Origin of the sequence: Xenorhabdus littoralis (genome assembly GCF_033949345.1) — a bacterium.
Lineage (GTDB): Bacteria > Pseudomonadota > Gammaproteobacteria > Enterobacterales > Enterobacteriaceae > Xenorhabdus > Xenorhabdus littoralis.
Genome location: NZ_VCDP01000006.1, coordinates 22,938 through 37,980, shown reverse-complemented (window position 1 = coordinate 37,980; position 15,043 = coordinate 22,938). Strand labels below are relative to the sequence as shown.

10 protein-coding genes and 1 pseudogene are annotated in these 15,043 nt (G+C 43.3%); 10 read left to right on the top strand and 1 reads right to left on the bottom strand.

The window, feature by feature from the left end:
• On the bottom strand, nt 1–2,523 hold the full coding sequence (gene pgaA / locus FE394_RS02520) for a poly-beta-1,6 N-acetyl-D-glucosamine export porin PgaA (protein ID WP_319924832.1): 2,523 nt from the start codon (nt 2,521–2,523) through the stop codon (nt 1–3).
• 578 nt (nt 2,524–3,101) lie between these two features.
• On the opposite strand from pgaA, the pseudogene FE394_RS02515 reads away from it, so the two are divergent.
• The 10 genes and pseudogenes from FE394_RS02515 to menE form a co-directional block, all read left to right on the top strand.
• Nucleotides 3,102–3,284 (top strand): annotated as a pseudogene (locus FE394_RS02515) (chorismate-binding protein); the annotation flags it as partial.
• 807 nt (nt 3,285–4,091) lie between these two features.
• A complete protein-coding gene (locus FE394_RS02510) occupies nt 4,092–4,622 on the top strand; it encodes a fimbrial protein (protein ID WP_319924831.1) in 531 nt (176 codons plus the stop codon).
• A 68-nt stretch (nt 4,623–4,690) separates the two neighbouring features.
• Nucleotides 4,691–5,392 carry a fimbrial biogenesis chaperone gene (locus tag FE394_RS02505; protein ID WP_319924830.1) on the top strand — a complete coding sequence of 234 codons (702 nt, stop codon included), beginning with the start codon at nt 4,691–4,693 and terminating at the stop codon, nt 5,390–5,392.
• A 95-nt stretch (nt 5,393–5,487) separates the two neighbouring features.
• On the top strand, nt 5,488–8,028 hold the full coding sequence (locus FE394_RS02500; RefSeq protein WP_319924829.1) for a fimbria/pilus outer membrane usher protein: 2,541 nt from the start codon (nt 5,488–5,490) through the stop codon (nt 8,026–8,028).
• Nucleotides 8,029–8,040: 12 nt separating this feature from the next.
• A complete protein-coding gene (locus FE394_RS02495) occupies nt 8,041–8,934 on the top strand; it encodes a fimbrial protein (protein ID WP_319924828.1) in 894 nt (297 codons plus the stop codon).
• A 243-nt stretch (nt 8,935–9,177) separates the two neighbouring features.
• Nucleotides 9,178–10,857, top strand: a complete 1,680-nt coding sequence (gene menD, locus FE394_RS02490; RefSeq protein WP_319924827.1) for a 2-succinyl-5-enolpyruvyl-6-hydroxy-3-cyclohexene-1-carboxylic-acid synthase — start codon at nt 9,178–9,180, stop codon at nt 10,855–10,857.
• Nucleotides 10,854–11,624, top strand: a complete 771-nt coding sequence (menH, locus tag FE394_RS02485) for a 2-succinyl-6-hydroxy-2,4-cyclohexadiene-1-carboxylate synthase (protein WP_319924826.1) — start codon at nt 10,854–10,856, stop codon at nt 11,622–11,624. The genes menD and menH overlap by 4 nt, the downstream gene beginning before the upstream one ends.
• A gap of 12 nt (nt 11,625–11,636) precedes the next feature.
• Nucleotides 11,637–12,494, top strand: coding sequence for a 1,4-dihydroxy-2-naphthoyl-CoA synthase (gene menB, locus FE394_RS02480; protein ID WP_319924825.1), 858 nt, complete (start codon nt 11,637–11,639; stop codon nt 12,492–12,494).
• Nucleotides 12,494–13,480 (top strand): o-succinylbenzoate synthase, encoded by a 987-nt coding sequence (gene menC / locus FE394_RS02475; protein WP_319924824.1) that lies wholly within the window; start codon nt 12,494–12,496, stop codon nt 13,478–13,480. The genes menB and menC overlap by 1 nt, the downstream gene beginning before the upstream one ends.
• Nucleotides 13,471–14,964 (top strand): o-succinylbenzoate--CoA ligase, encoded by a 1,494-nt coding sequence (menE, locus tag FE394_RS02470; RefSeq protein WP_319924823.1) that lies wholly within the window; start codon nt 13,471–13,473, stop codon nt 14,962–14,964. The genes menC and menE overlap by 10 nt, the downstream gene beginning before the upstream one ends.
• Nucleotides 14,965–15,043: the final 79 nt, after the last annotated feature.

Genomic DNA, 15,043 nt, shown 5'->3' with positions numbered 1-15,043 from the left:
TTAGAACCGATAGATTAAATCAAAAGCAGCTTGTAGATTACTTTCTCGTTTACCGTCATAAGGACGCTTATCCAGCGTGACCTGTATTCCTGCATCAATGACATCATTCCACTTAATGCGTTGGCCATATCCGACCATTGTGATCAGGCCACTGCCATAATCCTGTTGCCAATATTGCCCCGCACCCACCACAAATTGCTGACTCCAGACGGTTTGATAATGCCGGTACATGATGTGATCAGCTTCCAGTTTAGGCAGGAGCGTAAAGTCTCTTTTGGGATTGAAATAAGGGGTATTTGGGTCGTTGCTGCTTTTTTTGTGATCATTGCGGGTCGTGCTCAGTTCCAACGCTGCATCAAGATTAAGGTAAGGCATGGTATACAGGCGCTGAAGTCCATCTATGCCATATTCAAACCGATGATTGCCGTCAGAGAAGAATGAAGGGGCAAAACGTGCTGTCCATTGACTGCGTTCACTGTATCTCCAGCGGGTATAAATCTGACCACCATTGGCGTGAATATTATTACTCAATGCCTGTAAAGGAGTATTGCGGGCCAGACGTTCTGCTGAGCCACCGACACGCCATTGATCATTGAAATCATGCCATCCGGCAATGCGCAGACCTACTTTTCCACCATGACGATAATCACGGGCTGAAACTTCTCCTTCTAGCCAATAATCGCGTGAACGCCACTCTATGCCGCCACGTAAATCACGATTCAAGCCTTGACCTTCTGAGAATTGTCCCCGGTTGTAAGCACTGCCGGCAAATAGACGCCAGTTCTCATTAATAGGCGGGCTGTAAAGTACGACGTCAATATCTGAGCTGTGTTTGCCACTTTTCGGACTATCTGAATCAATGCCCTGATTGATGTTGATGCGCAGTTCTGACATATGATGGACATTACGTAGACGGTTAAAGCGTTTAGCAAGCATATTCTCTGGAGCACGAGTAATGACATCATCGGCCAGCAAATCCATTTGATGCCATTCTTGCAGAGCAAGGGCGGTATAACCTTGTTGGATTTCCAGCGAAAGATTACGTGGGTCCAATCCTTCAATCTGTTTCAGCTCACTTTCTGCCCGACGCGGCCAACCGCGATCCAGCCAGATGGCCGCTAAGTCAGTCCGTAATTTCTGATTACCGGGAGCTGTACGGGCTAAATGCATAAAACGTTTTTCGGCTTCAGGAAAATCTTCACGTAATTGTGCTGATTCCGCCAAAAATTGCTGCCCTTGTAACCAGCCATCATTGGGAACGCGAATGGGAGAGCCAAAGACATTGATCATATAAACGTTTCGCTGCTTGACATTGTTTGCAAGGCGTTGCGCTTCGTCCAGATGCTCATTTTCTACGTCGGCATAGAAAAGGACGATATCATCTTCGGGAGTGATATGAGTTAATGAAGCCCTCTTATCAGGATAACCATTGGGATAATTCAGGGAGCGCAGAATATTCCGTGCCTGGTCAGGTTGACGCAGATTCAGATAGGCAGACGCTGCCCATTTTTGTGCATATTCCGGTATTTTCATCCCCTCTTTTTGCTTGGACGCATTTTGCAGTAGCTGATACTCATCGATCACATCCTGCATCCGATGGCGGGCAAGCAGGGCACCAAGACGATCAATGCGGGCTCGCTGATAATCTTGTCGGGCATCAGGTAATGAACGCCATTGATTGAACATGCTTTCGTAGCGTTCAAGTGCTCTGTCAGCAATAGCAAATCGTTCTTTTTCGCTGCGATTGGGGATCATCGACAGACGAATTAATTCTGCGGTAGCGTCGGTTTCCAGCCTACGAAGTTGTTCGTTGGTTAATTGAACGCCACCCGACGGTGTAATTTGTTGTGCAAAACGCCATGCCGGGCCATTAACACGATTGTTTTTCAGGCTAAACAGATAATCCTGAGTGATTTCTTTATCGTCGGGAAATCGTTCGTGGGCGATAGTGAGCGTTTGCATTGCATCCCATGTACGGCCCGCTGCCTGATCAACATAGGCCATCAGACGGTAATGAGTGGGACTGGGGTGCTGAGATAACAAATACTTTGCCAGACGTCGGGCTTCTTTGTCCTGTTTGGCATCAGCGAGTGTCATGATGAGGCCGGCTTGTATATCACTGTTTTGCTTTTCGAGCATCAGGGCTGTGCGCCACAGTTGAATCGCCTGCGTCCATTGATGCTGGTTGCGATAAGCCCGTGCAACAGCCGTAATTCCCCTGACGGGTAAGGCCATTGACGGGTAACGCTGCCAGAGGGAAATAACCTCGTCGTCATGTCCAGCCCAGCTTGCAACTTGCAACCAATCGGCAATTTGTGAAGAAGAAAGATGCTGCTGCTTTTCTTCCTGACGAATATATTCAAGCATGGGGATGGTATTACCATTTCTTGCCTGTTGAATTAATCCATCGTAATCCGCTTGTGCGGCTTTGGTTGTTATTAAGCACCCTAGTGATATAAATAACGATAACAGTTTATACCGATATCTATGAGAGACCATCGGCCGGAAATAAAGATATGACACGGCATCCCCTTTTTATACTGCGTATTCTTTTATAAGCAGTGGAACTAGATGGAATGATCTTAAATTTTAATTAAGGAAAATTTTTAATTTCTGTATTTTTGAAGAGGCAGAATAATACGTACTGTATGAACTTATATCAATGGGTAATTTTCTCAAAATATGCCCGTTATTTGATTTTTAAATGACATTATAATTATTATCAATAATAACAATTGCTTATCTTTTTAGTGAGTTATTTTATTTTATTAATTTAAATCAAAGTGTTGTTTTTTGTTTGTGTGTTTTTTTAAATAAATAAAAATAAATTCCATCAACCTTACTATTTTCAATAAAAAATATTTAGGCTGAGTATGAATGTTTTTCATTACCGATGTAGTAGTGCACTTAATAAGTTTTTTAGCTAACCTATTTTTATATGTCTTGAACGGCTATTGATTATCATCTTGTGAATAATATTGATTATTTATGCTTTTGCTTAAAATCAATTGGCATAACTAAATTAATATATTTAATTTAGTATTTAAATGAGGTTTATTCATCGTGGCATGGTTATAACTTGAAGTTAAATGCTATTTTTATGGTTACTGGAAGATAAAAAGAACCAACATGAAAATTTGATTGTCGTTGATGATATTTGTCAGCGTTTACAGGGGGGCGTAGCTTCTGTGGATGTCGCTGCACCTGATGTCATCCGCTTGAGGAAAGTCCAGCATCTGCGCCGGAACATTTGCGGAGTACTGAATCAGGTGTGTGACAGTGATAGTTTTTTGACTGAACTGCAACTCAACATTTATTAAATATCTTCAGATCATAGATATTTATTTCCCCCTTTTTTCCAATTTTGTCTGAAAATCTGCATCGGTAATGACAGAAATACTCTTCTTACGTACAAAAATAGAAAAAAATTAATTTTATTTGTTCATTATCACTCTGTGTTTAATAAAAGTAGGAGATGAAAAAATGAACAATTCATCATCACAAAAATACTTTCCTGACAAATCCTCTCCAAAATAATTGATTAATTCTTATCTGTTTTACTCTTTATGTTTTTTTGTATTTAGTTGAATCTAAAAAGATAAACATATTGAATTGTCATTTGGTTTCGTTTGATAAAATAACCTGATTAACTATATCCAAGCGTAAAAGAAAACCATAGTAAAAAGCGATAAGATAACAATGAATATTAGCTTGCTAATTATATATTATTTTTTTATTTATAAATTTTTAGCATGATATCTATTGATTTCAGCCATATATAATATCAATTAGTAAATATTTAGGAGAATTATAGTATAAAGCTCTGAATATGAATCTTATGTGGGTCATTGTGTTGATCTATGTGAGATTAACGCTATTATGATCTCGTCTTATCTTAAATGTGCGAACGAACCTCTAACTGACCACGTAGGAGGATGTAAGCCAGCTTTTTTGGGATGACAAGACAATTGCTGTAGATACGTGATATCTCGCGTTGAAATGGTCTATCAATATTAAGTGAACTAATTTCCATATCGTCTGTAATCAGTCGAAGGAATGTTTTTGTATATTACTAATGGGGTTTAATTTAAATGAAATCTAAGCTGCTTATTTCTTCTCTTTTTGTATCGTCTTTATTTGCTACAACGGCTGATGCGGCGGATGGGACAGTGAGGTTTGAGGGAGAAGTAATACAGAATGCTTGTAAGGTTCATGGAGACTCTGCTGATCAAACCGTTAATATGGGCGTTGTGAGTGCAGATGCCTTTAAAAAGGTAAATGATACGGCTGCACCGACAAGATTCCAAATCAAACTGGTTGATTGCCCAGCAGACATGAAAGAAAAGAATGTCACTATTAAGTTTGATGGTCCTAGTGATAACGATAACAGCGATCTGTTATCTCTTACCAAAGCGGATAATGCTGCTACTGGTGTCGCCATCGGTATTTATGAAGCGGATACTCATACTCGTGTTCCTTTAGCTGGCGCGTCAGAAAATAATTTACTGCATAAAGGTGCAGAACAAGAATTAAGATTTATTGCCAAGTATGTTGCTACAAAGGATAAAGTAGGTCCTGGATCTGCTAATGCGGTAACTCATTTTACTGTGGTTTATAATTAATAATTCGAGATTCTGTGCACTAAAACCTGGCAAGGATGCTTGGGTTCTTGAATTAAGTATGACCAATCATGATTGGCGGAGAATTAATCGTGTCCTGTTACCGTATATTATTGACTGTTTTTTTATATTTTTTATGTTGTGGTTTTGCTATTGCCGGAGTTGTTATTGGTGGAACACGGGTTATTTATTTGAGTAACAAAAAAGAAGTGTCTATTTCTATTAATAATCCAGAAAAAGAATCTGTTTATCTCATTCAAAATTGGTTCCAGGATGAAAATGACAAAACAAAAACGCCATTTATTGTAACACCGCCTTTATTTAAATTACCGTCGGACAATGAAAATATTGTACGTATTGTTAAAGTTGGCAATGACTTGCCAATGGATAGAGAATCTGTGTTTTGGCTTAATATTAAATCGATCCCTGAGACGACCAATCCAGAACCAAATACAAATCAGTTACAAATTGTCGTGAATTCACGATTAAAGCTATTTTATCGCCCTGTACAGTTGAAAGAAAAAGCGGCGATAGCCCATAAGGCAATAAAATTTAAACAAGAAAATGGATTGTTGGTGGCTGAAAATCCTACACCTTATTTTATCTCTTTTTCATCGCTTAATATTGATAAGCATGAGATCAAACACGCCGGAATGATTAAGCCCTTTGGTCAATTGAGCTGGCCTTCACCGCAGAAAAATGCCAAAAAAGTGAGTTGGAAAGTTATCAATGATTATGGCGGTTCTACTCAGACCGAATTTGCTGATCTGTAATATCCCCGTCGTCTTTCAAGTTGCAGCTTTGTTGACCACGTTCTGACCGGGTGGTTTTTATTAACTCACTTCATCCTATTTTTAGAAAGTTAAATATGTTAAAGCATACCAAGCATAATTTTGCCGAGCGAATATTCTTTGGCAGGAGTCATCGTTTTTTACTTGCCATAGCAATTATGGCAGGGAATTTTTTTTATCATTTAACCGCGTATGCGGAAAGTCATTTTAATATTCATGCCCTGAAAATTGGTGGTGGCTTGCCTGAAGATATTGACTTATCCATTTTTCAGAATGGATCTCAACTACCCGGAACATACTGGGTGGATATTTATTTAAACAAAAGAGAGGTCAGTAAGGAGAGTATTAACTTTATTTTAAATCATGGGATATTACAGCCTCAAATCACAATTAAACAATGGCGGGATATGGGATTGAAAATTGACTCATTTCCCTCATTGAAAAATTTATCTCCAGAGGGAGTGATCACGGATATTGGAAAATATATTCCTTCTGCCAGTACCGATTTTAACTTTAATCAGCAGAGGTTGAATATCAGTATTCCCCAGGCTGCTTTGAATTATCGTTCCAAAGATTATGTTTCTCCTGCATTGTGGGATCAAGGATTAACCGCATTGCTGGTTAATTACAGCTATAGCGGGGCGACAAACTGGCAAGATAATAAAGGTTCAACACAGAGTAATTACTTAAATTTAAGGTCAGGAGCGAACTGGCATGCCTGGCGTTTACGCAATAATTCTACTTATTCTGGTCAAGGCCAACACTGGAAAAACATCAGCACCTATTTACAGCGTGATATCCATTCCCTTAAGGGGCAATTGACTTTAGGTGATAGTTTTTCATCCGGTGCTTTGTTCGATGGGATTGAATTACGGGGAATTCAACTTGCATCCGATGAAAATATGCTGCCGGATAGCCAGAGAGGTTTTGCCCCGATTGTGCGTGGTATTGCCCAGAGTAGTGCGCAAGTGACAATCAAGCAAAATGGTTATGTTATTTACCAGACTTATGTCGCTCCCGGCGCATTTGAAATTAACGATCTTTATCCAACGATATCCAGTGGTGATTTAGACGTTATCATCAAAGAAGCCGATGGCCGGGAACGTAAATTTACGCAAGCATTTTCTATCGCGCCCACGATGTTACGTGAAGGAAATCTCAGATATTCACTGGCGCTGGGGCGTTATCGCTCCGCTGGCAGTAACAGCCGCAAACCCTATTTTTCTCAGGGAACGCTGACTTACGGCCTTCACAATAGGCTGACTGCCTATGGCGGCACCATTTTATCCCGCGATTATCACTCTATTTTGTTAGGTTCTGGTGTGGATTTGGGGAGTTTCGGTTCTCTCTCTTTTGATGCTACCCATGCCAATACGGAATTATCATCACACCAGAAATCGACGGGGCAGGCTTATCGGGTGCGCTACGCGAAAGATTTTTCACTGACGGGAACATCTTTGTCGCTGACGAGTTACCGCTATTCAACGGAAGGATTTTATGATTTCGGTGAAGCTAATCGTGTTGGATACGCCAATCAGTTATTTGATCGCTTCAATAAGAAAAGTAAATTGCAACTGCAAGTTAATCAGATTCTGGGGGATTTTGGCCGGGTTTATGTTACAGCATTACAGCAGAATGCGTGGAATCAACGCGGTCATGAGCGTTCAATCAACGCGGCTTATAACGTCAGCCATCAAGGAATCAACTACGGATTGAATTATGCTTATAACTTGCGTTCCCGTTCTGATGCGGACGAACAAATGTTCTCATTCAGTATCCATGTTCCGCTCGATCGCTGGCTGAAAAAAAGTTGGGCGAATTATAGTGTTAACCTCAATAAAAACGAGCGGGTTTCACAGCAAATCAGCCTGACGGGAACTGCGCTTGAAGACAATAACCTGTTTTATCATTTACAGCAGAATTACGGTAATAAAGGCGAAGGCGGCAGTGGAAATATTCGTGGAGAATATAGAGGGGCTTATGGACGGGTTAATGCCGGTTATAACTATCAGTTTCACAGCAAGCAACGTCAGGGCAGGCAATTAAATTATGGGATTGACGGTGGTCTTGTCATTCATCCCTACGGTCTGACTTTATCTCAAGAATTGGGCGAAACGGCCGTATTGGTTCGGGCAGAAGGCGCAAAAGGCATCAAAATTGCCAACAATACGGCTGTTGCTACTGACTGGAATGGTTATGCGGTTATTCCGTACATCAGTCATTACCGTAAAAACCGGGTCGCACTGGAACCACATTCGTTTTCGGATGATGTCGATATTGATGTGAATACGCAATCCGTTGTGCCAACAAAAGGCGCTCTTGTTCTGGCTGATTTTCAGACACGAATGGGGAATCGGGTGCTGATGTATCTGGTTCATCGTGGCAAACCCGTTCCTTTTGGCGCCAGGGTCACATTGGAACAATCGGATAATCTGGATAAAACGCCTGATGCGATTGTCAGCAGTGAAGGGCAGGTCTATCTCACGGCGCTGCCGGATAGTGGTCGGTTACGGGTTAAATGGGGTTCGTTGGAGACTAAAACCTGTGGAGTCAATTACATTCTGCCGAAAGAAAAACCTCAGTCCGGTATATATACCTTGGATATGAATTGCGAATAGGATCAGTCTGATATGTTTATCATTCATAAAAAATACCCATTGTTATTGGCAGCGATTAGCATACTGACTGGATTATCTGCCAGTATGCTAAGTACTGGCAGTTATGCAAAGTCCTGCCATTTTGAACCCGGATTTACTGAGCAAAAAATTTCCATTGCGTCCGGCATATTTTTTGTAAATAAGAAAATAAATATCGGGGAAGTATTCGGTTCTTATCCAGTAAATACCATTGGTGCCAAGAATTACACCTGTGATGGCCCGGAGAAGATCGAATGGGAATTCATGGGTTATCCTCTTACTGGAAACAGCAGAAGTGATGATGTTCATGATTCAGGCATTTCTGGTGTCGGAATACGGATGAATGCCCCGTCGGGAGAGACGAAAGTCGAATTTGTGAAAACAAAATCCAATACAGGCTCAGGTGTGATGACGTCAGGAGTCATCACGGCCCGTTTGGCGGGAACAGCCGTATATTCCTTTTATCTCAATGAAATTCAATTCATTACGCCCAGTTGTTCCCTGCAAGAAGAAAATATTCTTGTGCCGATGGGGAAGATAGGCAGCACTCATTTTTCGGGGATTAATAGTACTGCGGGAGAACAACATTTTGATATCGATTTGGCATGTAATACCAGTACACCACTTGAACTGGTATTGAATTCAATGGCTCCGGATCGTGCGGATAATGTATTGGGACTTGATCAGGACAATAATTCTGCCGATGGAATCGGTTTTCAGGTTCTGTATCAGGGGAAACCCATCATATTTAACTCGCCAGTCAAACTTGGCGCTAGTACAGACGGAATTTATTCTATTCCTTTCACCGCACGTTATATCCAGACAGAAAATCGTATTACTGCCGGAAAAGCGACTGCAACCGCCACGCTGAATATTATTTATCCTTAAAATCCTTTTCTCAACCGATGACCCGCCATGAATTATTTTTGTGGCTGGTTTTATTTTTCTGTCATCTCAGGAAATACTAGCCAGACAGAACAGAGTTTATGGAGAAAATCGCCTCAATTAAATGACAATTCTTTGAACTAAGATAAGGAAATCGTTTTTACAGGCATTAAGATGAAAGAATGCCTTATATAATATCTCTTATTCTTTGAACATTATTTTTTGAAAAAAGCTCCTGAATATCATATGTCAAACAGCGCACTAAACCGCCGTTGGGCGGAACTCTTATTGGAAGCATTGACCCGACATGGATTGCGCCATGTCTGTATTGCCCCCGGTTCTCGTTCTACACCATTGACATTGGCTGCCGCTGAAAACCATAAATTGATCTGCCATACACATTTCGATGAGCGTGGATTAGGGCATCTGGCGTTGGGATTGGCAAAAGCGGGTAAAGAACCCGTGGCGGTTATTGTGACATCGGGAACTGCGGTCGCCAATTTGTATCCTTCTTTGATTGAAGCCGGATTGACCGGGGAACGATTGGTTTTTCTCACGGCTGATCGGCCGCCGGAATTGATCGATTGCGGTGCGAATCAGGCTATTCGTCAGATCGGCATTTTTGCTTCTCATCCGGCACAAACATTGGCGTTACCACGTCCAACGATTGAAATTTCTGCCAGTTGGTTGGTTTCTGTCATTGATAATGGAATGTCAAATCTGAAACAAGGCACCCTGCATATTAATTGTCCGTTCACTGAACCCTTATATGGTAATGAGATGATGCTGCATCAGGATTGGCAGCAAACGTTGGGAAAATGGTGGCAGGGTGATGAACCGTGGCTGGCACAACCAGAAAATCATACTGTCATCAAAGTAGCCGATTGGGATTTCTGGCGACAAAAACAGGGCATTATACTGGCAGGCAGGATCAGCGCCGAGGAAGGTCGTCTCGTTGCTCAGTGGGCAACCGAAATGGGCTGGCCGCTGATTGGCGATGTGTTATCTCAGACAGGGCAACCTTTATCAAATGCTGATTTATGGCTGAATCATCCCCGTGCTCAGGAGATTTTGGCTCAGGGACAATTGGTGATTCAGTTTGGTGCCAGCCTGACAGGAAAACGATTATTGCAGTGGCAGGCTAAGAGCCAACCCGAACAGTATTGGGTTGTTGATCCGATTGCCGGCAGACTTGATCCTGCTAATCATCAAGGACGCAAATTTACTTGCTGTGTATCTGATTGGCTACGGGCGCATCCCGCACAGGCATATTCCCAATTATCTTGGGCAGATGAATTGAGCATCTGGTCAGACAGAGCATTTAAATGTGTTGCAACAAAATTAGCGGGAGAATTTAGTGAGGCGGCAGTTGCACATCAACTGCATCAATTATTGCCAGAGCAGGGACAATTGTTTGTCGGCAATAGCTTGATTGTGCGTTTAATTGATGCTTTGGGACAACTTCCTGCGGGCTATCCGGTTTACAGTAATCGGGGTGCCAGTGGCATTGATGGGTTGATCGCGACAGCCGCAGGCGTACAACGGGCAACCCATAAACCGACACTGGCTATTATCGGCGATATCTCCGCCCTGTATGATCTGAATAGTCTGGCCTTATTACGCAACCTTTCTACTTCTATGGTGCTGATTGTGATTAACAATAATGGCGGGCAAATTTTCTCTTTGTTACCGACACCACATGAAGAACGCCAGCGTTTCTATTGTATGCCACAAGATATCAATTTTGATCACGCTGCTGCCATGTTTGGTCTGAACTATGTTGCGCCACAAACGTGGTCGGAATTAACGCACTGCGCTACACAAGCATGGATGCGTAAAGAGACAACAGTGATTGAAGTAAACGTCGCGGGAAGTGAAGGGGCAGTATGCCTGCAAGAGCTACTTGAACAGGTCGCGATGCTGTGAAACTGAATTGTCAGACATTTCATGCCCATAATCAGGGAACATGGCTGGTTTGGCTGCACGGCTTATTGGGGAAAGGTGACGACTGGCTTCCTTTAGTGAATGCTTGTGATCAGTATGCGTCACTGGTTATTGATTTACCCGGTCACGGCCATTCCGCCGATATAACCGTGGCTGGTGGTTTTGCCGGGATGAGTGAGTTGCTGGGTGCAACTTTGTCTGAATATCAGATTAATGATTATTGGCTGATAGGCTATTCATTAGGAGCGCGGATCGCGATGTATCATGCAATTCACGGTAAACATGATGGATTGCGGGGATTGCTGGTGGAAGGAGGGAATCCCGGACTGTTTTCCCAAACCGAGCGTGATGTGAGATTACAGAATGATCAGCATTGGGCACAGCGTTTTCGGCACGAAGAGATGGTGTCTGTCCTGAGCGATTGGTATCAGCAACCCGTATTTGCCGATTTAACTGTGATGCAGCGTGAGCAACTTATTCACCTCCGCAGTCAAAGCAGGGGAAGTTGCATTGCCGACATGTTGGAAAATACCTCGTTAGGCCACCAACCTTGGTTAGTTCCTGATTTACAGCAGCTAACCACACCTTTCGCCTACCTGTGTGGGGAAAATGATTGTAAATTCCAGAGCATAGCGAAGCAGTATACACTGCCACTAAAAACCATCCCTCAGGTTGGACATAATGCTCATTATGGTAACCCTGTGGCTTTTGCAGTCGCAGTGAACCATTTTTTATCACTTTTTGGTTAAGGAAATTGAGTCATGCGTTACCCAAGTGAAGAAAAATTGTACGCTTCCATTGAATGGCAAGATTGTTCTCAAGGGTTTGAAGACATTCTCTATCATAAATCCACAGATGGCATCGCCAAGATTACGATTAATCGCCCGCAGGTACGCAATGCGTTTCGTCCTCTGACTGTCAAAGAGATGATGCAGGCGCTGGCTGATGCCCGTTATGATGATGCAATCGGGACTATTATTCTGACAGGAATGGGCGAAAAAGCTTTTTGTGCTGGCGGAGATCAGAAAATCCGGGGTGATTACGGTGGCTATAAAGATGACGGCGGAGTACACCATCTGAATGTACTGGATTTTCAGCGCCAGATCCGCACCTGTCCAAAACCTGTCGTGGCGATGGTGGCGGGGTATGCCATTGGTGGCGGACACGTCTTGCATTTGATGTGTGACCTGACGATTGCGGCGGATAATGCCATTTTTGGTCAGACAGGCCCGAAAGTCGGCTCCTTTGATGGCGGCTGGGGCGCTTCTTATATGGCGCGGATCGTAGGGCAAAAGAAAGCCCGTGAAATTTGGTTCCTGTGCCGTCAATACAATGCGAAAGAGGCATTGGATATGGGATTGATCAATACGGTTGTGCCTTATGCCGAACTGGAAAAAGAAACGGTACGTTGGTGTCGTGAAATGCTGGAAAACAGTCCGATGGCGTTACGTTGCCTGAAAGCTGCATTGAACGCTGATTGTGATGGTCAGGCGGGTTTGCAGGAGCTGGCGGGAAATGCCACCATGTTGTTCTATATGACGGAAGAAGGACAGGAAGGACGCAATGCGTTCAATGAAAAACGCCACCCTGATTTCAGTAAATTCAAGCGTAATCCGTAATGCGTAAAGCGACTTTATATCAATTCAGCCTGCCAATGGAGGCAGGCATTATTCTGCGTTATCAACGTCTGAAAACCCGTGACGGTTTTTTGGTTCATTTACAGGAAAATGGACGAGATGGTTGGGGAGAGATTTCACCTTTGCCGGAATTTAGTCATGAAACACGCGAACAGGCCCAGCAAGCCGCCGTGGAGTGGCTCCAGCAATGGTGTTCCAATATCAGAGTTCAGCCCAAAGAAAGCACATTTCCTTCCGTCGCTTTCGGTCTTAGTTGTGCGCTGGCTGAGTTGACAGGTGAACTGCCTGAAAATGCGGATTATCGTAAAGCACCATTGTGTACAGGTGATCCTGATGATGTGATCCTGCGTTTGGGAAACCTGGCAGATCAGAAGATTGCGAAAATAAAGGTCGGGTTATATGAAGCTGTACGCGATGGTATGGTCGTCAATGTTATGCTGGAGGCGCTTCCTGATCTTAAACTGCGATTAGATGCTAACCGTAGTTGGACACGCACGAAAGCCGACGGCTTCGCCAAATATGTCAATCCGGATTATCGTCAGCGAATTGCTTTTCTCGAAGAGCCTTGTAAAACCCGTGAAGAGTCGTTGGCGTTTGCCCGTGAGACAGGGATTGCCATTGCATGGGATGAAAGTGTGCGTGAAACAGATTTTACAGTGGAAGCCCAAGAGGGCGTTTCTGCCATCATCATTAAGCCGACATTAGTAGGAAGTATCGACCGTTGCCGTCAATTGATTACTGAAGCACACCAGTCAGGGCTGGAAGCTGTAATCAGTTCTAGCATTGAAACCAGCTTTGGTTTGACCCAATTGGCCCGCCTTGCCCATTGGTTAACACCAGATTCTATCCCGGGTCTGGATACACTGGATCTTATCCAGTCACAGCTCATCCGTTGCTGGCCAGATAGTGACATTCCGTGTACTACGTTGGATAAACTGGCAACGGTGTGGAGCCATGAATGCCAGTAACAAAGAAGGCAGCAACAGAGAAGATAGTGACAGAGAAGACAATAACAGAGTGGACGCAATGGCCGTGGCAGCATTGGGCTACAGTTTGTCCCAAAAAACAGGCCATCCAGTTATATGATGAGAAATTAGACTGGCAGCAATTAACGCAAAAAATCAATGCGATTGCCGCCATCTTTCATCAACAGGGGCTTTCTGAAGGTCATGGCGTCGTTCTCAGAGGCAAAAATAGCTCTGAACTTTTGCTGTGTTATCTGGCAGCCCTGCGATGTGGGGCAAGGGTATTGCCTCTTAATCCTCAATTACCAGAACCCTTGCTGGCGGCGTTGTTGCCTCATCTCAATCTGACTTATGGGGTGGATTTTACTGATTCATCTTCATCTGCGATTCAAGTCAGGAAACTGAATTGGCAGCAAAGATTACCCGATCTACCTGAATCACAACTATTTGAACAACAGCTATCTGGACAACAACTATCTGGACAACATGCAGTATCATGGGAAAGTCAGCGTCCTGCCAGTATGATCTTAACCTCTGGTTCGTCTGGGTTGCCTAAAGCCGCTGTACATTCTGTCAACGCTCATCTTGCCAATGCACAAGGTATTCTGTCTTGCATGAATTTTCAGCCAGATGATAGCTGGCTTCTTTCATTACCGCTGTTTCATGTTTCGGGTCAGGGAATTCTCTGGCGCTGGTTGCAAACAGGGGCAAAATTGGTGCTACGGGATTTACGCCTGTTGGGTCAGGCGTTATCTGGTTGTACCCATGCATCACTCGTTCCTACCCAACTCTGGCGTTTGTTGAATCAACCGAATAAACATCAATTGACATTAAAAGAAGTGCTATTGGGGGGGGCGATGATACCAACGGAATTGACCCAACGGGCAGAGCAGTTGGGAATTCGCTGTTGGTGTGGCTATGGATTGACAGAAATGGCATCAACTGTTTGCGTAAAAAGAGCTGATGGATTGCCTGGTGTGGGGAATCCTCTTCCCGGAAAAGCTATTCGTTTAGTGGATGAAGATATTCAGATCCGCGCAGACAGTATTGCTAATGGCTATTGGTTTGATGGAGAATTGAAGCCACTGGCAGATAAAGAAGGGTGGTTTTCGACACGTGACCGGGGAGTGTTCGAACAGGGGGAATTACGGATTTTAGGCCGCCTCGATAACCAATTTTTCAGCGGAGGTGAAGGTATTCAGCCGGAAGATATTGAACGAATCATTAACCTGCATCCCCAAATTGAACAAAGTTTTGTTATTCCCATTCCTGATATTGAATTCGGCCATCGGCCAGTGGCAGTGATTGACACACAAAATCCGGTACTGACAGAAACATTGCTTGATTGGCTTACGGGTAAACTGGCGTCTTTCCAACGCCCGATAGCCTGCTATCTGTTACCTCACCAATTGAAAAATGGCGGAATAAAAATCTCACGCCAGCAGGTTAAGCAATGGATTGTAGAAACAATTAGTAAAAATAAATAGTTAAATCAATGAATAGTCACTATACTTTTCATCTTTCAAGTTGCAGCTTGATTGGCTGCGATTACTCATACTCACCTTA